This is a genomic window from Citrobacter sp. ANG330 (assembly GCF_047467925.1).
Lineage (GTDB): Bacteria > Pseudomonadota > Gammaproteobacteria > Enterobacterales > Enterobacteriaceae > Citrobacter_A > Citrobacter_A amalonaticus_G.
The window spans coordinates 349,511-371,401 of sequence record NZ_JASJUI010000002.1; the positions used below are offsets into that span (position 1 = coordinate 349,511).

General features: G+C 54.4%; 27 protein-coding genes. 13 read left to right on the forward strand and 14 right to left on the reverse strand.

Features of this window, described 5'->3' with window-relative positions; all coding sequences use genetic code 11:
- Window positions 1-60: 60 nt before the first annotated feature.
- The 9 genes from flgJ to flgB are packed head-to-tail and all read right to left on the reverse strand — an operon-like array spanning window position 61 to window position 7,290.
- Window positions 61-1,011 (reverse strand): flagellar assembly peptidoglycan hydrolase FlgJ, encoded by a 951-nt coding sequence (gene flgJ, locus QNN88_RS07430; protein WP_414239637.1) that lies wholly within the window; start codon window positions 1,009-1,011, stop codon window positions 61-63.
- A complete protein-coding gene (locus tag QNN88_RS07435) occupies window positions 1,011-2,108 on the reverse strand; it encodes a flagellar basal body P-ring protein FlgI (protein ID WP_414239638.1) in 1,098 nt (365 codons plus the stop codon). Before QNN88_RS07435 ends, flgJ begins: the two co-directional genes overlap by 1 nt.
- Before the next feature lie 12 nt (window positions 2,109-2,120).
- Window positions 2,121-2,819 (reverse strand): flagellar basal body L-ring protein FlgH, encoded by a 699-nt coding sequence (flgH, locus tag QNN88_RS07440; protein WP_414239639.1) that lies wholly within the window; start codon window positions 2,817-2,819, stop codon window positions 2,121-2,123.
- Between the two features lie 57 nt (window positions 2,820-2,876).
- Window positions 2,877-3,659: a flagellar basal-body rod protein FlgG gene (gene flgG / locus QNN88_RS07445; RefSeq protein WP_042319653.1), complete on the reverse strand. Its 783-nt coding sequence runs from the start codon at window positions 3,657-3,659 to the stop codon at window positions 2,877-2,879.
- A 13-nt stretch (window positions 3,660-3,672) separates the two neighbouring features.
- Window positions 3,673-4,428: a flagellar basal-body rod protein FlgF gene (flgF, locus tag QNN88_RS07450; RefSeq protein WP_414239640.1), complete on the reverse strand. Its 756-nt coding sequence runs from the start codon at window positions 4,426-4,428 to the stop codon at window positions 3,673-3,675.
- A gap of 20 nt (window positions 4,429-4,448) precedes the next feature.
- The gene (gene flgE, locus QNN88_RS07455) at window positions 4,449-5,729 is read right to left on the reverse strand and encodes a flagellar hook protein FlgE (RefSeq protein WP_414239641.1); all 1,281 of its coding nucleotides are present in this window, start codon (window positions 5,727-5,729) and stop codon (window positions 4,449-4,451) included.
- Between the two features lie 25 nt (window positions 5,730-5,754).
- Complete coding sequence (gene flgD, locus QNN88_RS07460; RefSeq protein WP_414239642.1) at window positions 5,755-6,453, reverse strand: flagellar hook assembly protein FlgD; 699 nt, start codon at window positions 6,451-6,453, stop codon at window positions 5,755-5,757.
- Between the two features lie 12 nt (window positions 6,454-6,465).
- Entirely contained in the window at window positions 6,466-6,870 is a 405-nt protein-coding gene (flgC, locus tag QNN88_RS07465) for a flagellar basal body rod protein FlgC (RefSeq protein ID WP_414239643.1), read from the reverse strand.
- A 3-nt stretch (window positions 6,871-6,873) separates the two neighbouring features.
- Window positions 6,874-7,290: a flagellar basal body rod protein FlgB gene (flgB, locus tag QNN88_RS07470; protein WP_414239644.1), complete on the reverse strand. Its 417-nt coding sequence runs from the start codon at window positions 7,288-7,290 to the stop codon at window positions 6,874-6,876.
- A 156-nt stretch (window positions 7,291-7,446) separates the two neighbouring features.
- Here flgB and flgA point away from each other — a divergent pair, with 156 nt between their 5' ends.
- From flgA to flgN, 3 genes are all read left to right on the forward strand, one after another.
- Entirely contained in the window at window positions 7,447-8,103 is a 657-nt protein-coding gene (gene flgA, locus QNN88_RS07475) for a flagellar basal body P-ring formation chaperone FlgA (protein WP_414239645.1), read from the forward strand.
- 92 nt (window positions 8,104-8,195) lie between these two features.
- Window positions 8,196-8,489: a flagellar biosynthesis anti-sigma factor FlgM gene (gene flgM, locus QNN88_RS07480; protein ID WP_414239646.1), complete on the forward strand. Its 294-nt coding sequence runs from the start codon at window positions 8,196-8,198 to the stop codon at window positions 8,487-8,489.
- A gap of 4 nt (window positions 8,490-8,493) precedes the next feature.
- Window positions 8,494-8,916 (forward strand): flagella biosynthesis chaperone FlgN, encoded by a 423-nt coding sequence (gene flgN, locus QNN88_RS07485; RefSeq protein ID WP_414239647.1) that lies wholly within the window; start codon window positions 8,494-8,496, stop codon window positions 8,914-8,916.
- Window positions 8,917-9,000: 84 nt separating this feature from the next.
- Here flgN and murJ read toward each other — a convergent pair whose 3' ends face one another.
- The 4 genes from murJ to rimJ all read right to left on the reverse strand — a co-directional run bounded on the left by murJ (window position 9,001) and on the right by rimJ (window position 12,813).
- Window positions 9,001-10,536 (reverse strand): murein biosynthesis integral membrane protein MurJ, encoded by a 1,536-nt coding sequence (gene murJ, locus QNN88_RS07490; protein WP_414239648.1) that lies wholly within the window; start codon window positions 10,534-10,536, stop codon window positions 9,001-9,003.
- Between the two features lie 110 nt (window positions 10,537-10,646).
- Complete coding sequence (locus QNN88_RS07495) at window positions 10,647-11,570, reverse strand: Gfo/Idh/MocA family protein (protein ID WP_414239649.1); 924 nt, start codon at window positions 11,568-11,570, stop codon at window positions 10,647-10,649.
- A gap of 1 nt (window position 11,571) precedes the next feature.
- Window positions 11,572-12,219: a YceH family protein gene (locus QNN88_RS07500; protein ID WP_414239650.1), complete on the reverse strand. Its 648-nt coding sequence runs from the start codon at window positions 12,217-12,219 to the stop codon at window positions 11,572-11,574.
- Between the two features lie 9 nt (window positions 12,220-12,228).
- Window positions 12,229-12,813 carry a ribosomal protein S5-alanine N-acetyltransferase gene (rimJ, locus tag QNN88_RS07505; protein WP_414239651.1) on the reverse strand — a complete coding sequence of 195 codons (585 nt, stop codon included), beginning with the start codon at window positions 12,811-12,813 and terminating at the stop codon, window positions 12,229-12,231.
- A gap of 292 nt (window positions 12,814-13,105) precedes the next feature.
- Here rimJ and mdtH point away from each other — a divergent pair, with 292 nt between their 5' ends.
- The 10 genes from mdtH (at window position 13,106) to QNN88_RS07555 (ending at window position 20,723) form a co-directional block, all read left to right on the forward strand.
- Window positions 13,106-14,314 carry a multidrug efflux MFS transporter MdtH gene (mdtH, locus tag QNN88_RS07510; protein WP_414239652.1) on the forward strand — a complete coding sequence of 403 codons (1,209 nt, stop codon included), beginning with the start codon at window positions 13,106-13,108 and terminating at the stop codon, window positions 14,312-14,314.
- Between the two features lie 63 nt (window positions 14,315-14,377).
- Window positions 14,378-15,025: a glutaredoxin 2 gene (gene grxB, locus QNN88_RS07515; RefSeq protein ID WP_414239653.1), complete on the forward strand. Its 648-nt coding sequence runs from the start codon at window positions 14,378-14,380 to the stop codon at window positions 15,023-15,025.
- Window positions 15,026-15,155: 130 nt separating this feature from the next.
- Window positions 15,156-15,716 (forward strand): lipoprotein, encoded by a 561-nt coding sequence (locus QNN88_RS07520; protein WP_414239654.1) that lies wholly within the window; start codon window positions 15,156-15,158, stop codon window positions 15,714-15,716.
- Between the two features lie 263 nt (window positions 15,717-15,979).
- Window positions 15,980-17,026 (forward strand): dihydroorotase, encoded by a 1,047-nt coding sequence (gene pyrC, locus QNN88_RS07525; protein WP_414239655.1) that lies wholly within the window; start codon window positions 15,980-15,982, stop codon window positions 17,024-17,026.
- A 75-nt stretch (window positions 17,027-17,101) separates the two neighbouring features.
- Window positions 17,102-17,347 carry a DNA damage-inducible protein I gene (gene dinI / locus QNN88_RS07530; RefSeq protein WP_414239656.1) on the forward strand — a complete coding sequence of 82 codons (246 nt, stop codon included), beginning with the start codon at window positions 17,102-17,104 and terminating at the stop codon, window positions 17,345-17,347.
- 320 nt (window positions 17,348-17,667) lie between these two features.
- Window positions 17,668-17,922 (forward strand): biofilm formation regulator BssS, encoded by a 255-nt coding sequence (gene bssS, locus QNN88_RS07535; RefSeq protein ID WP_414239807.1) that lies wholly within the window; start codon window positions 17,668-17,670, stop codon window positions 17,920-17,922.
- Window positions 17,923-18,037: 115 nt separating this feature from the next.
- Complete coding sequence (gene solA, locus QNN88_RS07540; RefSeq protein ID WP_414239657.1) at window positions 18,038-19,159, forward strand: N-methyl-L-tryptophan oxidase; 1,122 nt, start codon at window positions 18,038-18,040, stop codon at window positions 19,157-19,159.
- Between the two features lie 44 nt (window positions 19,160-19,203).
- The gene (locus tag QNN88_RS07545) at window positions 19,204-19,317 is read left to right on the forward strand and encodes a YceO family protein (protein ID WP_043001014.1); all 114 of its coding nucleotides are present in this window, start codon (window positions 19,204-19,206) and stop codon (window positions 19,315-19,317) included.
- 261 nt (window positions 19,318-19,578) lie between these two features.
- Complete coding sequence (locus QNN88_RS07550; protein ID WP_414239658.1) at window positions 19,579-20,151, forward strand: cytochrome b; 573 nt, start codon at window positions 19,579-19,581, stop codon at window positions 20,149-20,151.
- Window positions 20,148-20,723: a YceI family protein gene (locus QNN88_RS07555; RefSeq protein WP_414239659.1), complete on the forward strand. Its 576-nt coding sequence runs from the start codon at window positions 20,148-20,150 to the stop codon at window positions 20,721-20,723. The genes QNN88_RS07550 and QNN88_RS07555 overlap by 4 nt, the downstream gene beginning before the upstream one ends.
- Before the next feature lie 35 nt (window positions 20,724-20,758).
- Here QNN88_RS07555 and QNN88_RS07560 read toward each other — a convergent pair whose 3' ends face one another.
- Window positions 20,759-21,811 (reverse strand): rhodanese-related sulfurtransferase, encoded by a 1,053-nt coding sequence (locus tag QNN88_RS07560; RefSeq protein WP_414239660.1) that lies wholly within the window; start codon window positions 21,809-21,811, stop codon window positions 20,759-20,761.
- Between the last annotated feature and the right edge of the window lie 80 nt (window positions 21,812-21,891).

A 21,891-nucleotide genomic window follows, 5' to 3' on the forward strand; every position in this document is an offset into this window, starting at 1 on the left:
TTCCTTTTAATCCTTCAGTTACAAATTATTATCGGCAGCAGGTCACGGGACTTGAGGCATTTAGAAGAGATTGTCGAGATTCGTGTTGTAGGCGTTGCTCACCTTCTCGCTCATCGACTTCAGCTGTTGGATCATGCTGGTCAATTTACGCGCATAGTTCGGGTCGGTGGCATAGCCGGCGCTCTGCAACGCCTGTGCGCCCTGTTCTGCGGTAACCGCCGTGGTCACCGCCGCGTAGCGTGGATTACGGGTCAGCAGACCGACGTAATCCGACAGCGCTTCGAGATACGAGCTGTACACACGGAATTTGGCCTTCACTTTCTTCGCTTCGCCGTTTTCATATTCAGTCGTGGTGATTTCCGTCACCGGCCCTTTCCAGTTAGCAGAAGCCTTCACGCCAAACAGGTTGAAACTCGGCTCGCCGTTTTCCCGGCGAATCTGACGTTGCCCCCAGCCAGACTCCAGCGCCGCCTGCGCCAGAATCAGGTGATGCGGCACGCCGCTCTGCTCACTGGCCAGACGGGCCGGTAATGACAGTTGCGCCAGGAAGTCTTTGCTGTCGCCGGAGAGCGGTTCATCATTGCTTTCCGGCGTTTTCGGCATTGCTTTACGCACCAGTTGTGTCAGCGCCTGGTTCTGGTAGCTGGTCACCGTTTCCAGCGGGAACTTCATCGGCACCTGCGGCGTTTCTTCCGTAGGCTGCGCCTGTCCCTGCGTCATCTGTTTGACCATCATTTCCGCCAGCCCCAGCCCGTTCCCGGCGGTCATCTGCTGCGCAATCTGCTGGTCATACATGCTGGTATACAGACGCGTCTGATCGCTGCTGAAGACGCCATCTTTTGGCAGGGCTTCACGCATGCTTTTCAGCATCATCTGGACGAACATGCCTTCCACCTGACGGGCCACCGGGCGGATATTCGCCGCCGGATCCTGACCGGCTTTCGCCTTCAATTCATTCAGCGATTGCGCATCCCAGGCGGCGCTGGCCATCAGTTTGCTGTCGCTTATCATCAGATGATTTCCAGTTTGGCGCGCAAGCAGCCCGCGCTCTGCATGGATTGCAGAATAGACATCAGATCCATCGGCGTGGCGCCCAGCGCATTCAACGCACGCACCACGTTGTTCAGATTGGCGCTGGAGCGAACGCTTTGCAGCGAACCGCCGCTCTGACGCAGATCGATCTGCGTTTGTGGTGTCACCACCGTCTGTCCGCCGCCAAACGGCGTATCCGGCTGGCTGACATTAGCCTGACGATTCACGGTAACCGAGAGATTCCCCTGCGCCACGGCACAGCTATCCAGCGTCACTTCGCGGTTCATCACCACCGAACCGGTACGCGAGTTGATCACCACTTTCGCATCCTGCGGCGTCACGTTCACTTCCATGTTCTGAATATCCGCCAGGAAGCGCACCTGTGAGCTGTTGCCGCTCGGTACGCGAACCTGAATCGTGCGCGCATCCAGTGCGGTGGCGCTGCCGAAGCCGCGCGAGCGGTTGATGGTGTCAGCAATCTGCTGCGCCATGGTGAAATCTTCATTATTCAATTGCAGGTTCAGCGTGTTACCCGCACCGAACTGACTGGGCAATTCACGCTCAATTGTCGCCCCGTTGGTGATCCGCCCGCCATTAAGCTGGTTCACCTGTACGCTGCTGCCGCCCGCAGACGCCCCGGCGCCGCCAACTAAAATGTTGCCCTGCGCCAGCGCATATACCTGACTATCAACCCCTTTTAGCGGCGTCATCAGCAGCGTACCGCCGCGCAGACTTTTCGCGTTCCCCAGCGAAGACACCACTACGTCAATGGTCTGCCCCTGGCGACCAAACGCCGGGAAGGAGGCGGTTACCATGACCGCCGCGACGTTTTTCAACTGCATATTCGTCCCGGTCGGCACGGTGATCCCGAGCTGCGAGAGCATGTTATTGAGCGTTTGCGTGGTAAACGGCGTCTGGGTGGTCTGGTCACCCGTCCCGTCCAGCCCCACTACCAGGCCGTAGCCGATTAAGGAGTTTTCACGGACACCCTGCACGCTGGTCAGATCGCGGATGCGATCGGCATGAGCCAGCGTGGCGGCGAGGACCAGAACCAGTCCAATAACAGATTTCAACATGGAAGACCTCGCTTACATCGGCGACAAGTTAAGGAAGAAACGCTGGAGCCAGCCCATATTTTGCGCTTCGTTGATGTAGCCGTTACCGACATATTCAATACGTGCATCCGCCACCTGCGTAGACGGAACGGAGTTGCTGCCGCTGATAGTGCGCGGATTCACAACCCCGGAGAAGCGGATGAACTCGGTGCCCTGGTTGATGGCAATCTGTTTTTCACCCACAACATGTAAATTGCCATTGACCAGCACCTGATCGACGGTCACGGTCAGCGTGCCGCTAAAGGTATTGCTGGCATTCGCCCCGCCCTTACCGTTAAAGGTGTTGCCGCCAGAAGCCTCGACGTCCGCCCGCGCATTGCCGAATAAACCTTGCAGATAACGCGGGACGGTATCGAAACCAAAGTTAGTTTTGCCATCTCGACTGGCGTTGGCGGAAGAGCTTTTGCTGGCGCTGACGTTTTCCTGCAGCACGATGGTCAGCGTATCGCCAATGTTGCGCGGACGACGGTCTTCAAACAGTGGCTGATAGCCATAGTTGATGGGCTGCGCGGACTGAAAAATCGAACCATTTGCCACCGGCGTCGGGCCAGGAATCGGCTGCGCCGTGGTCGCGCCCTGGACGAGCGGAGTGGAAGGTATCCAGGCACATCCTGACAGTGAAACCACCAGCAGGGCCATGATCGGGTAAGTGTGCGCAGCGTTTTTTTGCATTGCCTTTATCTTCTGAATCAGGGTGCCGGTGAGACACAAGCCTCACCGGACAACGCCTTAAAGTTGCGTCAGTTTTTGCAGCATCTGGTCGGTCGTTGAGACCGCTTTGCTGTTGATTTCGTAAGCACGTTGAACCTGAATCATATTGACCAGTTCTTCGGCGACGTTGACGTTGGAGGTCTCGACATAGCCCTGGTACAACAGACCGGCTCCATTCAGACCCGGTGTGCTCTCATTCGGCGCGCCGGAAGACTGGGTTTCGGTGTACAGGTTTTCGCCGATGCTCTCCAGACCGGTGTCATTCATAAAGGTGGTCAGATTAAGCTGGCCCACCTGAACGGGCGCCGCCTGTCCCTGCTGGGTCACGCTCACCACGCCGTCACGGCCAATAGTGATGCTCAGCGCGTTCGCCGGAATGGTTATCGCCGGCTGAACCTGGAAGCCGCCGGCTGTCACCAGTTGACCATTCTGGTCGACCTGGAATGAGCCATCGCGGGTATACGCGGAGGTGCCATCCGGCAGCAGAACCTGGAAGAATCCCTGTCCTTTGATGGCGACATCTTTACTGTTGTTGGTTTGCGACAGGTTGCCCTGGCTGTGCAGACGCTCGGTCGCCACCGGGCGCACGCCGGTACCGATTTGCAGACCGGACGGCAGCGTGGTCTGCTCAGAAGACTGAGCGCCAGGCTGACGAATGGTCTGGTAAAGCAGATCTTCAAACACCGCGCGCTGACGCTTAAAACCATTGGTGCTGACGTTTGCCAGGTTGTTGGCAATCACATCCATGTTGGTTTGTTGCGCGTCCAGGCCGGTTTTGGCGATCCATAATGAACTGATCATAAAGTGTCCTGTATTAAGTCATCGACAGCAGTTGGTTAGCGCGGCCAGCGTTATCATCCACGCTGCTGATAACCTTCATCTGCATTTCAAAACGGCGGGCGCTGGCGATCATGTCGCTCATCGCGGACACGGCGTTGACGTTGCTGCCCTCCAGCACCCCCGACATCACGCGGATGGTCGGGTCAGGCTGTAGCACCGGGCCACGGGTGGCCTGTGCGGCGGCGGTCAGACGAAACATTCCGTCGTCGCCACGCTGCACTTCATTCCCTTCGGCCTTCACCAGCTTCAGACGTCCCACCGGCGCGATGGTATTCGCCGGATCGCCAGGATTCAGCGCTGAGATGGTGCCGTCCGCCGCGATGGTGATTTCCGACCCTTCCGGCACCGCAATCGGCCCGGCTTCACCAATCACCGGGTGCCCCTGGATGGTCAACTGTCCGGTCGGATCCACCTGAATGCTGCCGTTACGGGTATACCCTTCGCTGCCGTTCGCGGTCTGTACCGCCAGCCAGCCATCCTGCTGTAACGCCACGTCCAGCGGACGCGAGGTGTAATCCATCTGGCCAGGCGTCATGTCCGCCCCCGGCGTGGAGGCCGTGACCAGCGTACGCGTCGGCAATGACAGCCCTTCGACGGGAACGGCACGCAGCGCATTAAGCTGCGCGCGGAATCCCGGCGTCGAGGCGTTGGCCAGGTTGCTGGCCGTCACTGCCTGTTGGTTCAGCGTCTGACTGGCCGCGCCCATCGCGGTATAGATTGCGTGATCCATTACGTTATCCTGTCAGGCGCTTAGCGCAGGTTAACCAGCGTGTTGAGGATCTGGTCCTGGGTCTTGATGGTCTGCGCGTTCGACTGATAATTACGCTGGGCGACGATCATGTTCACCAGTTCCTTACTCAGATCCACGTTCGAAGACTCCAGCGCGCCGTTAGTCAACTTACCGAAGTTACCGGTCCCCGCCGTTCCCAGCAGTTCCACACCGGACGCCTGGGTAGCGGCCCAGACGTTATCGCCCTGAGAAGCCAGACCCTCGTTATTGGCAAAGTTCGCCAGCACGATCTGCCCCAGCACCTGTTTCTGTTCGTTGGAGTAGTTACCGACCACGGTGCCATCGTCATTAATCTGATAGCTGACCAAATCGCCCGGCTTGTAACCGTTTTGCGTAGTGGCGATAACGGCGTTAGTCCCGGTGTTCTGCTGCATGGAGTTTTGCAGGCTGAGGGTGAAGGTCGCAGGAACCGCGCCGTTGACTGTACCGGTGGTAATGGAGAATGACGGTGTGGCATTCGCCGCGCCAAGCGTCCAGGTTGGTTCGGTGGCGGGAGGGACAGGCGCAACTTCAGTATATTCCTTTACGTTATCCAGACCGCCGTTCTTGTCGAATGTCATCTGTGCGGACTTTACCAGCGGCGAGTTGGCGACGCTGGAATCCTGCGTCCAGATATCCCATGTGTTATCACCCGTTTTAACGTAAAACAGGTTGATGTCATGTTGGTTACCCTGGCTGTCGAACACCGTCACGGGTGCGCGTTTGTTGTAGCTGTCAGCATCGGTTGGTTTGAAAGGCGTGTTCGCCGGAATTTTGTCCGTCGAGTTCAGGTTGATCTGCATCGCCGCCGTGTCGGTGCTTTTCGCCCCCATCAGGGTATTCGGGATGGTGATCGGACCCGGATTCGCCCCTTGCTGGATGGTCGGCGGTGTGCCGGTTGCCGGATAGCCGGTCAGTTGCATGCCCTGCATGTTGACCAGGTTACGGTTTTCATCGAGTTTGAACTGGCCGTTGCGGCTGTAGAAAACCGAGCCGTTGCTGTCAACCAGACGGAAGAAACCGTTCTGGCTGATAGCGACATCCAGACCGCGACCAGTGTTGGTGGTCGTGCCATCGGTAAAGTCCTGAGTGATGCCCGCGACTTTTACGCCCAGACCGACTTTTGAACCGGCAAACATATCCGCAAAAGACGCCGTACCGGATTTAAAACCATAGGTCGCGGAGTTGGCGATGTTGTTACCAATGACATCGAGATTGGTGGCGGCGGCATTCAGGCCGCTAACCGCTTGAGAAAAAGCCATGATGACTCCTGATTAGTGTGAAGGCTTAGATGATTTGCCGTACTTCGTCGAGGGTGGTGGTTCCATAAGTGCCCAGATCCAGGGTGTTACCGCCATTGCTGCGAATCACCCCTTGCACCAGCGCAAACTGCAAGGGTTGCGCCACCAGTTGCGTCGCGCCGTTGCTGGCGTGAATCGCCACGTTATACGAGCCGTTCGCCGCCGTGGTGCCATCCGTCAGGGTGCCGTCCCAGGTAAAGGTGTGAACACCGGCCTTCAGCGCGCCAATATCAATCGTGCGCACCACATTGCCTTCTTTGTCAGTAATGGTCGCGGTGACTTTGTCTGCCGGCTGTTGCAGCTCGACGCCGAACGGTGTCGTCGTGGTCGTGGCGCCCTCTTCGGTGCCCTTGCCCGCCAGAACGGTAGTACCCGGGATCATCACGCCATGGCCAATCAGCGCACTGGCCTGTAATGACTGGCTGCTGTCGATCTGCCCGGAAATCGACCCGAGGGTTGTATTAAGTTTCTCAATACCGCTAACAGTGCTGATCTGCGCAAGCTGCGTCGTCAGTTCGTTGTTTTGCATCGGGTTGGTCGGGTCCTGGTTTTTCAGTTGCGCCACCAGCAGCGTCAGAAAACTGCTTTGCAGATCGGCCGCATTGCTCCCCGACAGGGAACTCCCGTTGCTGGCGCTTTTCACACCGGTATTTGTCGGATCGTTAACGTTTACCGCAATAGACATGGCTGTCTCCTTTTACTGGCCCAGTGTCAGCGTCTTAAGCATCATGCTTTTAACGGTGTTGAGAACTTCGACGTTCGCCTGATAGCTGCGGGAAGCTGACATGGTATTAACCATCTCACCGACCACATCGACGTTAGGCATCTTCACGTAGCCATTGGCATCGGCCAGTGGATTACCCGGCTCATAGACCAGTTTGTCCGGCGCCTGGCTCTCAATGACGTCAGACACTTTGACGCCGCCGGTTACCGCACCCGGTGCGGCATCCACCTGGAAAACCACCTGCTTCGCGCGATACGGTTGACCATCCGGTCCCGTGACGCTGTCGGCGTTGGCCAAGTTACTGGCTGCCACGTTCAGACGTTGGGACTGCGCCGTTAATGCCGAACCGGCAATATCAAAAATATTCAGCAGCGCCACGGATTAGTTCCCTCCCTGTAGCACGTTCATCATGCCTTTAATCTGCCCGCTCAATGCGGTCAGGCTCATCTGGTATTTCAGGCTGTTATCCGCAAACTGCGTGCGTTCCCGGTCCATGTCGACGGTATTACCATCGAGCGAAGGCTGGTCGGGAATGCGATAGAGCAGATCCGTAGACGGTGCGGTGATGGCCTGAGCGGGAATATGCTGTGCGGAGGTTAAGGCCAGCGACACACTGCTGGTTTCCTGGCGTCCACGCACCATGACTTTTTTTAACTCACTGGCAAAATCCATATCGCGCGCCTGATACCCCGGCGTATCGGCGTTCGCAATGTTGGCGGCCAACACCTCTTGCCGTTGGGCGCGCAGATTCAGCGCTTCCTGTTGAAAACGTAAGGCGGCGTCGAGCTTATCGAGCATATCTCCTCCGCAGATAACAAAATTCAGCCGACAGCTTAAATCCCATTACGCGCGCGTTATCGCCGGAATAAACGCAAAATGGGTCGCTATTTGTTGCGTTGATGGTGGCGTCACACGGGTAGAATCCTGTCATTGCAAAAACGAAGGGAGGTGACAATGCAAACGTTAAAACACGCAGTAGCCATACTGGCGCTACTGGTCAGCCCCCTGACGTTCGCTCAGGATTTAACTGCGCAACTGAACGACTGGTTCGCTCAGCGTCTGGCCGGATTCAGCGACGATGTGGTCGTGACCGTGCGTACTCCCCCCAATTTGTTGCCACATTGCGAAACGCCAGCGTTCAGCATGACCGGGGCAAAACTGTGGGGGAACGTGAATGTGCTGGCACGTTGCGCCAATGAAAAACGTTATCTGCAGGTCAACGTGCAGGCGACGGGAAACTACGTCGTCGCGGCCGTGCCTGTTTCCCGTGGCGGGACGCTTGGCCCAGCCAGCGTCACGCAAAAACGTGGACGCCTTGATCAGCTCCCGCCTCGTACTGTGCTGGATATCAGCCAGGTTCAGGACGCGGTGAGTCTGCGCGATCTCGCGCCAGGACAGGCCATTCAGCTCAATATGTTGCGTCAGGCGTGGCGCATTAAAGCCGGGCAACGCGTACAGGTCGTTGCCAACGGAGAGGGATTTAGCGTCAATGCAGAAGGTAAGGCACTGAACAATGCGGCGATAGCGCAGAACGCACGAGTGAGAATGTTATCGGGTCAGATCGTGAGCGGTATTGTCGATCCTGATGGGAATATTCTTATTAACCTATAATGAGTTAAAGATTCTGTTGCGGCTGCCGATAGTGATTACACATTCAATGATAGCTGGCCGCTACAGCATAACCCCTCGATGAGGATGATAAAATGAGCATTGACCGTACTTCACCCTTGAAGCCCGTTAGCACCGTCCAGGCGCGTGAAACCACGGATGTGCCGGTTCTCAAAGCGCGTCAGGAAAAAGCCTCCACGGCAAACAGCACCAGCGTGACGTTAAGCGATGCTCAGGCAAAACTGATGCAGCCAGGCGCAGGCGATATCAACATGGAACGCGTTGAAGCGCTGAAAACGGCTATTCGTAACGGTGAGCTGAAGATGGACACTGGCAAAATCGCCGACTCGCTGATCCGCGAGACGCAGAGCTATCTCCGGGATAACTGACCGTATGACACGCTTGTCAGAAATACTCGATCAGATGACGGCGGTCCTCAATGACCTGAAAACGGTTATGGACGCCGAACAACAGCAACTTTCTATGGGTCACATTCACGGAAGCCAGCTACAGCGTATTACAGAAGAAAAAAGTTCTCTGCTGGCGACCCTGGACTATCTGGAACAACAGCGCCGGCAGGAACAGGACCCGCAGCGTAGCGCGAACGATAACGTTGCCGAGCGCTGGAAAGCGATTACCGATAAAACGCAGCACTTACGCGACCTGAACCAGCACAACGGCTGGTTGCTGGAAGATCAGATTGCGCGCAATCGACAAGCGCTTGAGGTTTTAAAGCCGTATCAGGAACCGTCACTGTACGGTGCGAACGGTCAACCCTCTTCGGCCTCTCGTGGCGGGAAAAAAATCTCTATCTGATGATTGCCGGATGACGGCGTTGCGACTTATCCGGCCTGCGGCACAAACCAGGCCTGATAAGCAAAACGCCATCAGGCCACATGATTATGCCGTCCGGCGCGCAAACTCTTTCACTTTAAAGCCCATCACCGCCAGCGCCGCAAAGTACGCCGCAATACCGGCCACAACCACCGCCATCAGACGCAGCAGACGCCACGGCATCGTCCCCAGCGACCATTCCGGCATGATATGCAACATCCCCACCAGCACGGCTGACATCACCAGCACAGCGATCACCAGACGGATGAAAAAGCCCATCCAGCCCGGTTGCGGGGTGAAAATGTTCTGCTTACGCAGTTGCCAGTACAGCAACCCTGCGTTCAAACAGGCGGCAAGACCAATCGACAGCGACAGCCCGGCGTGCTTCAGGGGGCCAATGAACGCGAGGTTCATCAACTGAGTCATAATCAGCGTCACAATGGCGATCTTCACCGGCGTTTTGATGTCCTGACGTGAATAGAAGCCTGGCGCCAGCACTTTCACCACAATCAGCCCCATCAGCCCGACAGAGTAGGCAATCAGTGCGCGTTGCGTCATTAACGCATCAAAAGCCGTGAATTTGCCGTACTGGAACAGAGAAACGGTCAGCGGCCCGGAGAGGATCCCTAACGCCACCGCGCTCGGCAGCGCCAGCAGGAAGCACAGACGCAGCCCCCAGTCCATCAGACGGCAGTATTCGTCATGGTTACCGCTGGCGAAGCTTTTTGACAGCGATGGCAGCAGGATGGTCCCCAGCGCCACGCCCAATACGCCCGACGGGAACTCCATCAGACGGTCTGCGTAGTACATCCACGAAACGGAACCTGACGCCAGGAAGGAGGCGAAAATAGTGTTGATGATCAGTGAGATTTGACTGACGGAAACCCCGAGGATCGCCGGGCCCATTTGTTTTACAACGCGCATCGCGCCCGCATCACGGAAGTTAACCCTCGGCAGCACCAGCATGCCTATTTTTTTCAAATGCGGAAGCTGATAAACCAGTTGCAGCACGCCGCCAACGGTGACCGCCCATGCCAGCGCCAGCACCGGTGGATTAAAATACGGCGCGGCAAACAGCGCGAAGCCAATCATGCTGATGTTCAAAAACGTGGGCGCAAACGCCGGAATGGAGAAGCGGTTCCAGGTATTGAGGATCGCCCCGACCAGCGACGCCAGCGAGATCAGCAAGATGTACGGAAAGGTGATGCGCAGCAGTTGGGTGGTTAATGCGAATTTATCGGCGGTATCGGCAAAACCCGGTGCAGTCACCATGATGACCCACGGGGCCGCCAGCATCCCGGCGACGGTGACCACAGCAAGCGCCAGCGTCAGCAGTCCCGAAACATAAGCGACAAACACACGGGTGGCGTCCTCACCTTGCTTACTTTTATATTCAGCCAGAATAGGGACAAAAGCCTGAGAAAAGGCCCCTTCCGCAAAAATGCGACGTAACAGGTTGGGTAATTTGAATGCCACAAAAAAGGCATCGGTCGCCATCCCGGCACCAAAGATTCTGGCGACAATCGCATCACGTGCAAAACCCAGAACACGTGAAAACATCGTCATTGAGCTGACGGCCGCCAGCGATTTTAATAGATTCATTGCTTTTTTATTCCAGACCCTACGGCAAAACGCCTGCAAGGCAGGCGTTGGAAGAGGCGCTTAGTCTACCTGGATTACGGTGAATTACTACCGCCAGATGTTACGGGGGATTATTCGCTCATTGCCTCGCGCCAGAGCTTTTCCACCACGCGTTGGGCAAGGATCGCCTGCTCGCCCGCGGTTTCCGGAACCGTCTGATTTTGTATACATTCCACAAAATGGCGCGCGCAGCCGGCGAATCCACGCTGTTCAAGCGTGGTTTGCCAGCCAGGAACCGGTTTGTGCAATACGCCCTGCCCGCGCTCTTCACGCCATTCGCGCATATCCGTCACATCAATCAGCCCGCCGTCGGTCACCGCCTGCACGTATTCACGCAGGCTCCCCGCCCGACGATGCATACTGGTGGTGATTTGCAGCTGACTGGTCGCGAAATGGTGCTCTGCGTACAGCATCTCACCCGCGTCGTTGGTAAGTAGCGTCCCGCTGCTGAGCTGCGCGTTGCCGCCTGCCAGCCACAGCGCCGTGTCAACCACATGCAGATAATCATCCAGCAGCGTAAACCGCAGATCCTGAGGCCCCACGCTGTCGGCGCGGTGTTTATCCATCCGCAGAGACGTCGCTGTCCCCAGACCCGCCTTCAGCTCACGATACAATGGTGCAAAGCGACGATTGAAACCGACCATCAGCGTCAGATTTTTCTTCGCCGCTAACGCCACCAGCCGTTCGGCATCGCGCAAATTTTCCGCCAGCGGCTTATCAACGCAAACATGCACGCCGGCATTGAGCAACTCACTGACCACCTCATAATGCGATGCCGTGCTAGAGTGGACAAACACGGCGTCGCAGTCTGCGGCAAGGTCCGTCAGCGAACCGGCATACGGAATACGCCAGGCTGCGCAGATTTTCTCCGCTTTTTCACGCGACGGCGACCAGGCGGCCTGTAACGTCCAGTCACTGCCGGTGCCGAGCACGGGGAGCCAGGCTTTCTGAGCGATGCCGCCAAGACCGACGACCCCGATACGTAATGTTGTCACGTTACTCTCCCAGATGTTCCAGCAGCGATTCGAGGCGCTGTTTGAGTGCCGCGACTTCGCTTTCAAGTACCTCGACGCGAGCCTGTAAATCCCCGGAGGCGGCCTGCGGCGCATCGGCAGCGATCGCCTGTTCATCGACCTCGCCACAGAACAGATGCATATAACGGCTTTCACGTTTACCCGGCTCACGCGCCAGACGGACAACGTAAGGGCCATCGTCGCGGTTCGCCAGTTGTTCCAGCGTTGCTTCCACTTCGGCCATATCGCTGAACTCATACATCCGCGATGCCCGACTGCGCAATTCGCCCGGCGTCTGCGCGCCACGCAGTAAGAGTGTGGTAACCAGCGCGACTTCCGCCGGGCTCAGCTTCAGATTGCCAAATTCTGAGTTACAAAAACGCTGTTCATACTTAGTGACGCGGTTGCCAAAACCGCTGACCGTGCGCAGGAAATGACGCTTCACCAGCGTGTCGAGCTGCTCCTGCACTTCATGTTCCGACAGATTCATTACCGGTTCACGGTTGGTTTTCTGATTGCAGGCGGTGACGACACTATTAACCGAGAGCGGATATTGCTCAGGCGTCGTGACCTGTTTTTCGAGCAGACAGCCAATCACGCGCGCTTCAGCGGCCGTTAATTCATATTTCATAAGGTATCCTCACCGCCCTGCGGTCCATTCTGATGTCGTTAACGCCGTCAGCACGTGGTCGCGCCATTGCCCGTCAATCAACAGATAATCTTTCGCGTAACCTTCTTTTTCAAAGCCGAGTCGCGCGAGTAAATCGCCGCTGCGTTTATTGTGCGGCATGTAGTTGGCCATAATACGATGAATATGTTGCGTGCGTTGCATATAGCGAATGGCGGCGCTCAGCGCTTCAAACATCAGCCCCTGCCCCTGCCATTTCTGCCCGATGGAATAGCCCAGATAACAGGCATGGAAAGATCCCCGCACCACGTTAGAAAAATTCGCCACGCCAATGACCTCTTTTTCCTCGGGATCTAACAATGCAAAGTAGAATGCGGAACCTTGCTTATGAAATTCGGCAATCATGCTCAGCCGCGCCTGCCAGCCGGAGGGATAGCAGTGGCTTTCATCACGAATCGGTTCCCAGGGTTTCAAAAAATGACGATTTTCCGCGTAATAATCTGCCAGACGCCAGGCATCACGCTCATGCACTAAACGCACGACCAGACGGTCGGTGGTTAAGCGCACTTTTGGCACGTTACTGCGATAGCCAAACATATTTATTCCTACTCCTTCCCGAATCGCCGTTACACCCTGATTGACTTACTATACCTGTGCAAAACCACCCTGTGAAAAGTGCAATTTGCCATTTTTTGAATTATTCCTGCATTTTGATGAAAACTCTCTATCAAGACGGACTTTTGATAAAAAAATATTGTCCCGGCGAGGGTGGGCAAAAAGGCAGCGAAGCCGCAGAATAGAAGTTACTTCGCTCTGTCTACTCTCAATCATTCGATTGCCGCAAATTCCGCGCAACCCGAAGAATGACGAGTGTTTCCCGGGAGGGGAAATGTCGCGTGTCTCGCAGGCCAGGAACCTGGGTAAAACTTTCCTGCTCATCGATAATATGCTGGTCGTGTTGGGCTTCTTCGTCGTGTTCCCGCTGATCTCCATTCGTTTCGTCGACCAAATGGGCTGGGCCGCCGTGATGGTCGGCATTGCGCTGGGTCTGCGCCAGCTTATTCAACAGGGTCTGGGCATTTTTGGCGGCGCGATTGCCGATCGCTTTGGCGCAAAACCAATGATCGTCACCGGCATGCTGATGCGCGCCGCCGGGTTTGCCACGATGGGTATCGCCCATGAACCCTGGCTTTTGTGGTTCTCCTGTTTCCTCTCTGGTCTCGGCGGGACGTTGTTCGATCCACCGCGCTCGGCGCTGGTGGTGAAGCTGATTCGCCCGCATCAGCGGGGTCGCTTCTTCTCAATATTAATGATGCAGGACAGCGCAGGGGCCGTTATCGGCGCGTTGTTAGGCAGTTGGTTGTTGCAGTATGACTTCCGTCTGGTTTGCGCAACCGGGGCACTATTGTTCGTGCTCTGCGCCGCCTTTAACGCCTGGCTGCTGCCCGCGTGGAAACTCTCTACCGTGCGTATTCCGGTACGGGAAGGAATGAGTCGGGTGCTCAGCGATAAACGCTTCGTCACCTACGTGCTGACGCTGGCGGGTTATTACATGCTGGCGGTGCAGGTGATGCTGATGCTGCCGATTATGGTTAATGACATTGCCGGTTCGCCTGCCGCGGTGAAATGGATGTATGCCATTGAGGCATGCCTTTCACTAACGCTGCTCTATCCTATTGCACGCTGGAGCGAGAAGCGTTTTCGTCTTGAGCATCGCCTGATGGCGGGTTTACTGTTGATGTCACTGAGTATGTTACCGGTGGGACTGGTGAGTGACTTACAGCAGTTGTTTACGCTGATCTGTACCTTCTATATTGGTTCGATTATTGCTGAACCCGCCCGAGAGACCCTCAGCGCTTCACTGGCCGATGCGCGTGCGCGCGGAAGTTATATGGGCTTTAGTCGCCTGGGCTTAGCCATTGGTGGCGCAATTGGTTATATCGGCGGAGGCTGGCTGTTTGATATGGGGAAACTGCTCCAGCAGCCGGAGTTGCCGTGGATGATGTTGGGGATTATTGGCGTCATTACTTTCCTGGCGCTGGGCTGGCAATTCAGCCACAAACGCACGCCGCGCGGCATGCTGGAACCCGGCGCCTGATTTGATGCCTGCGCGTGTCTCCTCCATACTGAAAGGGAACTGACAGTCAAATGGAGGAGAAACGTGAAGCTTTATATTTACGATCACTGCCCTTTCTGCATCAAAGCCCGCATGATTTTCGGCCTCAAGAATATCCCCGTCGAACTGAATGTCTTAGCCAATGATGATGACGAAACCCCGACCCGAATGATTGGTCAGAAAATGGTGCCCATTCTGCAAAAAGACGACAGTCGTTATCTGCCGGAAAGCATGGACATCGTCCATTACGTCGATAAGCTGGATGGCAAACCGCTGCTCACCGGCAAGAAAAACCCGGCCATTGACGAGTGGCTGCGCAAAGTAAACAGCTACGCCAATCACCTGCTGCTGCCGCGTTTTGCAAAATCTGCGTTTGATGAGTTTGCCACCCCTTCGGCACGCAAATACTTTACTGAGAAGAAAGAGGCGATGATTGGCAGTTTTGCCGACCATCTTGCCCATTCCGCTGGCCTGACCAAAAAAATCAGTGATGATTTGCGCGCACTCGATAAGCTCATTGTGCAGCCTAATGGCGTGAACGGTGAACTTTCCGAAGATGACATTCAGCTATTTCCCCTGTTGCGTAATCTGACGCTGGTAGCCGGTATCACCTGGCCGACACGCGTTGCTGACTATCGCGACAATATGGCGAAACAGACGCAGGTCAATCTGTTATCATCTATGGCGATTTAACGTTCACCGGCGGTGGCAGGGTGACCCAGGCCACCGCTATTTTCAGTTTTTTCTACTGGCGATGTTCGCGCTGGTAACACATGCTGCGTTATGTCGGGATTATGATGACCGCATCATGTAGAGGACCCTCATGAAGAAGATTTTTTTTGCTGCCGCATTGATTGTTGGCGGCCTGTTGACCGGCTGTAATCAGCTCACGCAGTACACCGTAAGCGAACAAGAAATTAATCAGGCGCTCGAAAAGCGTAACAACTTTGCCAAAGATATTGGTCTCCCGGGCGTCGCCGATGCGCATATCGTCCTGAACAACCTCTCCAGCCAGATCGGCCGTGAAGAGCCGAACAAAGTGACGCTGACCGGCGATGCCAATCTGGATATGAATTCCCTGTTTGGCAGCCAGAAAGCGACCATCAAGCTCAAACTGAAAGCGCTGCCCGTCTTTAATAAAGAAAAAGGGGCCATCTTCCTGCAGGAAATGGAAGTGGTGGACGCCACCGTGACGCCGGAAAAAATGCAGTCGGTGCTGCAAACGCTAATGCCCTATCTGAACCAGTCGCTGCGCAATTACTTTAACCAGCAACCGGCGTACATTCTGCGCGAAGACAGTAGCAAAGGCGAAGCGCTGGCGAAAAAATATGCCAAAGGAATCGAAGTGAAACCGGGTGAAATTATCATCCCGTTCACGGATTAAACGACAAAGGCGCTACGGCGCCTTTCAGATCGCTGGCAAAGAAGGAAAAAACGTGGTTTTTCCTTCTTTGTGATAAGCAGCCGAAAATCAATCAATTGATTTTCCTCGTTTTTAATTAGGTTGTTTCTGCTTGTCCAGTATCGGGATGAGGTTTGTCGTCATTCTCAAAGGCGCTACGGCGCCTTTTTTTACGTGCAAACGAAAACGTTTCCGCATATCCTTTGTTTCCGGCAAAAATGACATCCCCCAGCCGGAGCATATTGATGATAGCACCCTCCCAGGTTTTAAAGATCCGCCGCCCAGACGACTGGCACCTTCACCTTCGCGATGGCGAAATGTTAAAAGCAGTCGTGCCCTACACCAGCGGCATTTATGCACGTGCGATTGTGATGCCCAACCTTGCGCCGCCGATCACCACGGTGGATGCGGCTATCGCTTACCGTCAACGCATCCTTGATGCCGTTCCTGCCGGACACACTTTCACCCCGCTGATGACCTGCTATTTAACGGACACACTGGATCCCGCTGAACTGGAGCGCGGCTTTCGCGAAGGTGTGTTCACGGCGGCAAAACTCTACCCGGCGAATGCCACCACCAACTCCAGTCACGGCGTCACCTCCATTGATGCCATCATGCCTGTGCTGGAGCGTATGGAAAAACTCGGGATGCCGCTGCTGGTTCACGGCGAAGTCACCCACGCCGATATCGACATCTTTGACCGCGAAGCGCGTTTCATTGAGACGGTGATGGAGCCTCTGCGCCAGCGCCTGCCTGCGCTGAAAGTGGTCTTTGAGCATATCACCACGAAAGATGCGGCGGAGTATGTCCGTGACGGCAATGAATTACTGGCCGCGACGATTACTCCGCAACACCTGATGTTTAACCGTAACCATATGCTGGTTGGCGGTATTCGTCCTCACCTCTACTGCCTGCCGATTCTGAAGCGCAATGTCCACCAGCAGGCGCTACGAGACCTCGTTGCCAGCGGATTTGAACGCGCCTTCCTCGGCACCGACTCCGCGCCGCACGCCCGTCATCGTAAAGAGGCAAGCTGCGGTTGTGCGGGTTGCTTTAATGCGCCGACGGCGCTGGCAAGCTATGCCACCGTGTTTGAAGAGATGAACGCACTGGCGCACCTTGAAGCCTTTTGTTCTCTTAACGGTCCGCGATTCTACGGCCTGCCAGTGAATGACACCTTTATTGAGCTGGTACGTGAAGAGCAACAGGTGCCGGAGAGCATTGCGCTCTCCGACGATACGCTGGTGCCGTTCCTCGGAGGCGAAACGGTACACTGGACGATGAAAAAGTAAAAAAATCAGCGCTCCCTGTTGTAATTCGGTCAGATCAACTGTATAAATAAACAGTATATTCAACAGGGGGCTATTATGCGTATTGAAGTCACTATTGCTAAAACTTCACCTTTGCCTGCCGGTGCCATTGATGCCCTGGCAGGCGAACTCTCCCGCCGTATTACTCACTCCTTTCCCGACAATGACGGTAATGTCACCGTCCGTTACGCTGCAGCCAATAATTTGTCCGTCATTGGTGCGACGAAAGAAGATAAAGAACGGATCAGTGAAATTCTTCAGGAAACCTGGGAAAGCGCCGACGACTGGTTCATTAAAGAATAAAAATGCTATGCCGTAGTCTCTTTTGCCGGGTCGCCCCGGCTTTTTTAATCTGTCATTTTTCATCCATTTTAAATTTCTCTACAACCTTAAGAATTGTTTATATTTTCACCGGTCGCTCAAAAATATTGCACAACATACTTAAAAAGTGTGAATAAGATGGCGATTAATTACTCATAAATTCTTAATTTGCAGAAATTTATGCTCCCCCCTCTTTAAAATCTCAGTGAATACCCTTATTTATTGATATACTGAAGTTGCTTCAGATAAAAACGCATTGAACCTCGAAAGCCGTTGTCTTGTAACACGAATTAGGGGGCATGATGGAAAAGAATAATGAAGTCATTCAGACTCATCCGCTTGTGGGATGGGACATCAGCACCGTAGATAGCTATGACGCGCTGATGCTGCGTTTGCATTACCAGACTCCAAATCGTCCCGAACCCGATGGTACAGAAGTCGGTCAGACGCTCTGGTTAACCACCGATGTTGCCAGACAATTTATTTCGATATTAGAAGCCGGCATAGCCAAAATCGAATCCGGCGATTACCAGGCCAACGAATACCGTCGGCACTAACGAGACGGACATTCTCACTTAAAAAGGCACCTTCTGGGTGCCTTTGCTATTTCTGGGTTGTATTACGCATTTCACTTATTTACTCTGCATCAAACGCGACAGCAGAGAGAAACCAATGAAATACGACTTAATCATTATAGGCAGCGGGTCCGTTGGGGCAGCCGCAGGTTATTATGCCACTCGCGCCGGGTTAAACGTTTTGATGACCGATGCGCATATGCCACCGCATCAACAGGGTAGCCATCACGGTGACACCCGGTTGATCCGCCACGCCTATGGCGAAGGTGAAAAATACGTTCCGCTGGTGCTGCGCGCGCAGGCACTATGGGACGAACTCTCCACTCAAAATGAAGAGCCGATTTTCGTCCGCTCCGGCGTCATCAACCTTGGCCCCGCCAATTCTGCTTTCCTGGCGAACGTCGCCAACAGCGCGAAGCAGTGGCAATTAAACGTTGAGCAACTGGATGCTTCGGCCATTATGGCACGCTGGCCTGAAATTCGCGTCCCTGCTGATTACACCGGTTTGTTCGAAGCTGATTCCGGTTTTTTACGCAGCGAACTGGCGATAAAAACCTGGATCCGTCTGGCGGAAGAAGCGGGATGCGCACAGCTCTTCAACTGTCCGGTCACGGCCATTCACCATGATGATGACGGCGGCGTCACCGTTGAAACGGCTGACGGCGAATACAGTGCGAAGAAAGCGCTGGTGAGCGCCGGGACCTGGGTGCAGGCTTTGCTCCCCGAACTCCCGATCCAGCCAGTACGAAAAGTGTTTGCCTGGTATCAGGCCGATGGGCGCTATAGCATCAAGAATAAATTCCCGGCCTTCACCGGTGAGCTGCCCAACGGCGATCAGTACTACGGTTTCCCGGCGGAGAACGACGAACTGAAAATCGGTAAACATAACGGTGGGCAACTTATCCATTCAGAAGCTGAACGTAAACCCTTTGCCAGCGTCGCCAGTGACGGTTCTGAAGCGTTCCCGTTCCTGCGCAATGTTCTTCCGGGAGTGGGTTGCTGTCTGCACGGAGCTGCCTGTACCTATGACAATTCGCCAGATGAAGACTTCATCATTGATACCTTGCCCGGCCACGACAACACGTTGGTTGTCACTGGCCTGAGCGGTCATGGCTTTAAGTTTGCCTCTGTGCTGGGTGAAATTGCCGCTGACTTTGCCCAGGGAAAGCCATCCGCCTTTGACCTGGCCCCCTTCCGCCTCTCCCGATTTACGGCATAATCGTTTAATGGCCTCGCAATGAGGCCTTTTAAGGTAATTTAAATATGCGTCGTCTGTTTCTTTATCTGGTCAACAATATTCGCGAGCATTTTATGCTCTACGTTATTTTATGGTCGTTACTGGCCATTCTGGATGTCATTTACATCCTGTTTTACTGAGCCAGCACCACTGACAAATATTGACAAAAACTGAAAGTTATCTAAATTTCTGTGTGATTTTTTGAATAACCTGTCTCCCCTGCACTTCCCGTCGATTGTCACCAGACAGTCATTTATGCCGAATTCATTGAATCAAATTTCTGAGTAAATACAAAATAATTGAATCAACTTTAAATATCAGTCTCACTGTTAATTATTAGTTGCATTTATGTCTCCGTCAGGCCATTTTCATTCACTCCTGAAATATAAACTGGTGTGTTTATGCAGTTCTCAAATACTCCTCAACGATATGGTCTTATTTCCATCGCGCTGCACTGGCTCACAGCCATCGCGGTGTATGGCATGTTTGCTCTCGGTCTCTGGATGGTAACGCTGAGCTATTACGATGGCTGGTATCACCGCGGGCCAGAACTGCATAAGAGCATCGGGATCCTGCTGATGATGGGTCTGGTCATACGGGTCATCTGGCGTCTGTTCTCTGTGCCGCCGAAGCCATTAACAAGCTATTCATCATGGACGCGGGCCGGCGCAGCGCTGGGCCATCTCGCGTTATACCTGCTGCTGTTCAGCATTGTCATCAGCGGTTATTTGATTTCTACCGCCGACGGGAAACCTATCAGCGTTTTTGGCTGGTTCGATATCCCGGCGACCTTCGCGGATGCCGCCGTTCAGGCCGATCTTGCCGGAAGCGTACACCTGTGGCTGGCCTGGACCGTTGTCATTCTTTCCGTACTGCATGGCCTGATGGCCTTTAAACACCACTTTATCGATAAAGACGACACCCTGAATCGCATGTTGGGTAAGTCGTCATCTGACTATGGAGCTCAAAAATGAAAAAAAGCCTGCTGGGTTTAACTCTCGCCTCACTGCTGTTCACCACCGGTTCTGCCGTCGCGGCGGATTATAAAATTGACAAAGAAGGACAACATGCCTTTGTTAATTTCCGCATTCAGCACCTGGGATATAGCTGGTTATACGGAACGTTCAAAGACTTCGACGGAACCTTTACCTTTGATGAAAAGGATCCCGCCGCAGATAAAGTGAATGTGACCATCAACACCAACAGCGTGGATACCAACCACGCCGAGCGTGATAAGCATCTGCGCAGCGCCGATTTCCTCAACGTTGCGAAATTCCCGCAGGCGTCCTTTACCTCCACCAGCGTGAAGAAAGACGGTGACGAACTGGACATCACCGGGAACCTGACGCTAAACGGCGTAACGAAACCGGTAACGCTGGAAGCGAAGATGATCGGTCAGGGTGACGATCCGTGGGGCGGTAAACGCGCGGGCTTTGAGGCCGAAGGGAAAATTAAGCTGAAGGACTTCAACATCACAACCGATTTGGGTCCTGCCTCGCAGGAGGTGGAGTTGATTATCTCGGTGGAAGGTGTACAGCAGAAGTAATGATGGTGAGAGGGGAAGTCCCCTCTCCTGTTCTGTTACTGCGAAGGGTCGGGAATACCCAGTTTCGTATTCAGTCGCCCACGAGACTTATTAAAGATTTTATTGCCGTTTTCGCGCCCCGCACGGAGACGACGCTGTTCCTCTTCCGGTAACGCACTCTCTTCACAGCAGGCTTCGCTACAGCAACCGTTGAATTTTTCAGCACACGCCGGACACTGAATAAACAGCAGATGGCAGCCGTCGTTTTTACAGTTGGTGTGGCTGTCACACAGCGCGCCGCACTGGTGGCAATGGGCAATTACCTCATCCGAAATACGCTCGCCCATACGCTCATCAAACACAAAGTTTTTGCCGATGAAACGCACCGGTAACCCCTGCTCCCGGGCCTTGCGCGCATATTCAATGATACCGCCTTCAATGTGCCACACTTTGCTGAAGCCGTTGTGCTTCATCCAGGCGCTGGCTTTTTCGCAGCGAATGCCGCCGGTGCAGTACATCACAATCTTTTTATCTTTGTGTTCCTGCATCATCTCGACCGCTTTTGGCAATTGCTCACGGAAGGTGTCGGCCGGAATTTCCAGCGCGTTCTCAAAATGACCCACTTCGTATTCGTAATGGTTACGCATATCGATGAATAGCGCATCCGGGTCGTCGAGCATTGCATTTACTTCGGCGGCCTTCAGGTAATCGCCGACATTGCTGGCATCAAAGCTCGCATCTTCAATGCCATCCGCCACAATCCGCTCGCGTACCTTCATGCGCAGCACCCAGAAAGATTTCCCGTCATCCTCCAGTGCGATGTTCAGACGTACGCCATCAAGTGCCGGATCAAAAGCATACAACTGCTGGCGAAATGCCTCCACCTGGCTTTGGGGCACGCTAATTTGGGCATTAATCCCTTCATGCGCCAGATAGATACGACCAAAAACATTCAGCGCTGTTAACTTTTGATACAACGCATCGCGTGTCGCTTTCGGATCGGTGATGGTAAAATATTTGTAGAATGAAATGGTTGTGCGCGGCTCAGTTTCAGCCAGCATCTGGGCTCTGAGGGCGTCATTGGAAATGCGGTTATGTAACACTGGCATGGTGTACGAGTCCTGCAATGAGTGAAAATCAAATCGGGCGGCATCATATAGCAAATGTTGCCAATTTACATCCACACATT

Coding starts and splice junctions, on each gene's coding strand:
- QNN88_RS07555 (WP_414239659.1), top strand. CDS start 20,148: ATGAAAAAAAGCCTGCTGGGTTTAACTCTCGCCTCACTGCTGTTCACC.
- solA (WP_414239657.1), top strand. CDS start 18,038: ATGAAATACGACTTAATCATTATAGGCAGCGGGTCCGTTGGGGCAGCC.
- murJ (WP_414239648.1), bottom strand. CDS start 10,536: ATGAATCTATTAAAATCGCTGGCGGCCGTCAGCTCAATGACGATGTTT.
- QNN88_RS07545 (WP_043001014.1), top strand. CDS start 19,204: ATGCGTCGTCTGTTTCTTTATCTGGTCAACAATATTCGCGAGCATTTT.
- flgD (WP_414239642.1), bottom strand. CDS start 6,453: ATGTCTATTGCGGTAAACGTTAACGATCCGACAAATACCGGTGTGAAA.
- QNN88_RS07500 (WP_414239650.1), bottom strand. CDS start 12,219: ATGAAATATGAATTAACGGCCGCTGAAGCGCGCGTGATTGGCTGTCTG.
- rimJ (WP_414239651.1), bottom strand. CDS start 12,813: ATGTTTGGCTATCGCAGTAACGTGCCAAAAGTGCGCTTAACCACCGAC.
- flgJ (WP_414239637.1), bottom strand. CDS start 1,011: ATGATAAGCGACAGCAAACTGATGGCCAGCGCCGCCTGGGATGCGCAA.
- QNN88_RS07435 (WP_414239638.1), bottom strand. CDS start 2,108: ATGTTGAAATCTGTTATTGGACTGGTTCTGGTCCTCGCCGCCACGCTG.
- flgE (WP_414239641.1), bottom strand. CDS start 5,729: ATGGCTTTTTCTCAAGCGGTTAGCGGCCTGAATGCCGCCGCCACCAAT.
- QNN88_RS07560 (WP_414239660.1), bottom strand. CDS start 21,811: ATGCCAGTGTTACATAACCGCATTTCCAATGACGCCCTCAGAGCCCAG.
- mdtH (WP_414239652.1), top strand. CDS start 13,106: ATGTCGCGTGTCTCGCAGGCCAGGAACCTGGGTAAAACTTTCCTGCTC.
- flgA (WP_414239645.1), top strand. CDS start 7,447: ATGCAAACGTTAAAACACGCAGTAGCCATACTGGCGCTACTGGTCAGC.
- QNN88_RS07520 (WP_414239654.1), top strand. CDS start 15,156: ATGAAGAAGATTTTTTTTGCTGCCGCATTGATTGTTGGCGGCCTGTTG.
- flgF (WP_414239640.1), bottom strand. CDS start 4,428: ATGGATCACGCAATCTATACCGCGATGGGCGCGGCCAGTCAGACGCTG.
- flgG (WP_042319653.1), bottom strand. CDS start 3,659: ATGATCAGTTCATTATGGATCGCCAAAACCGGCCTGGACGCGCAACAA.
- flgN (WP_414239647.1), top strand. CDS start 8,494: ATGACACGCTTGTCAGAAATACTCGATCAGATGACGGCGGTCCTCAAT.
- flgM (WP_414239646.1), top strand. CDS start 8,196: ATGAGCATTGACCGTACTTCACCCTTGAAGCCCGTTAGCACCGTCCAG.
- bssS (WP_414239807.1), top strand. CDS start 17,668: ATGGAAAAGAATAATGAAGTCATTCAGACTCATCCGCTTGTGGGATGG.
- dinI (WP_414239656.1), top strand. CDS start 17,102: ATGCGTATTGAAGTCACTATTGCTAAAACTTCACCTTTGCCTGCCGGT.
- QNN88_RS07550 (WP_414239658.1), top strand. CDS start 19,579: ATGCAGTTCTCAAATACTCCTCAACGATATGGTCTTATTTCCATCGCG.
- flgH (WP_414239639.1), bottom strand. CDS start 2,819: ATGCAAAAAAACGCTGCGCACACTTACCCGATCATGGCCCTGCTGGTG.
- pyrC (WP_414239655.1), top strand. CDS start 15,980: ATGATAGCACCCTCCCAGGTTTTAAAGATCCGCCGCCCAGACGACTGG.
- flgB (WP_414239644.1), bottom strand. CDS start 7,290: ATGCTCGATAAGCTCGACGCCGCCTTACGTTTTCAACAGGAAGCGCTG.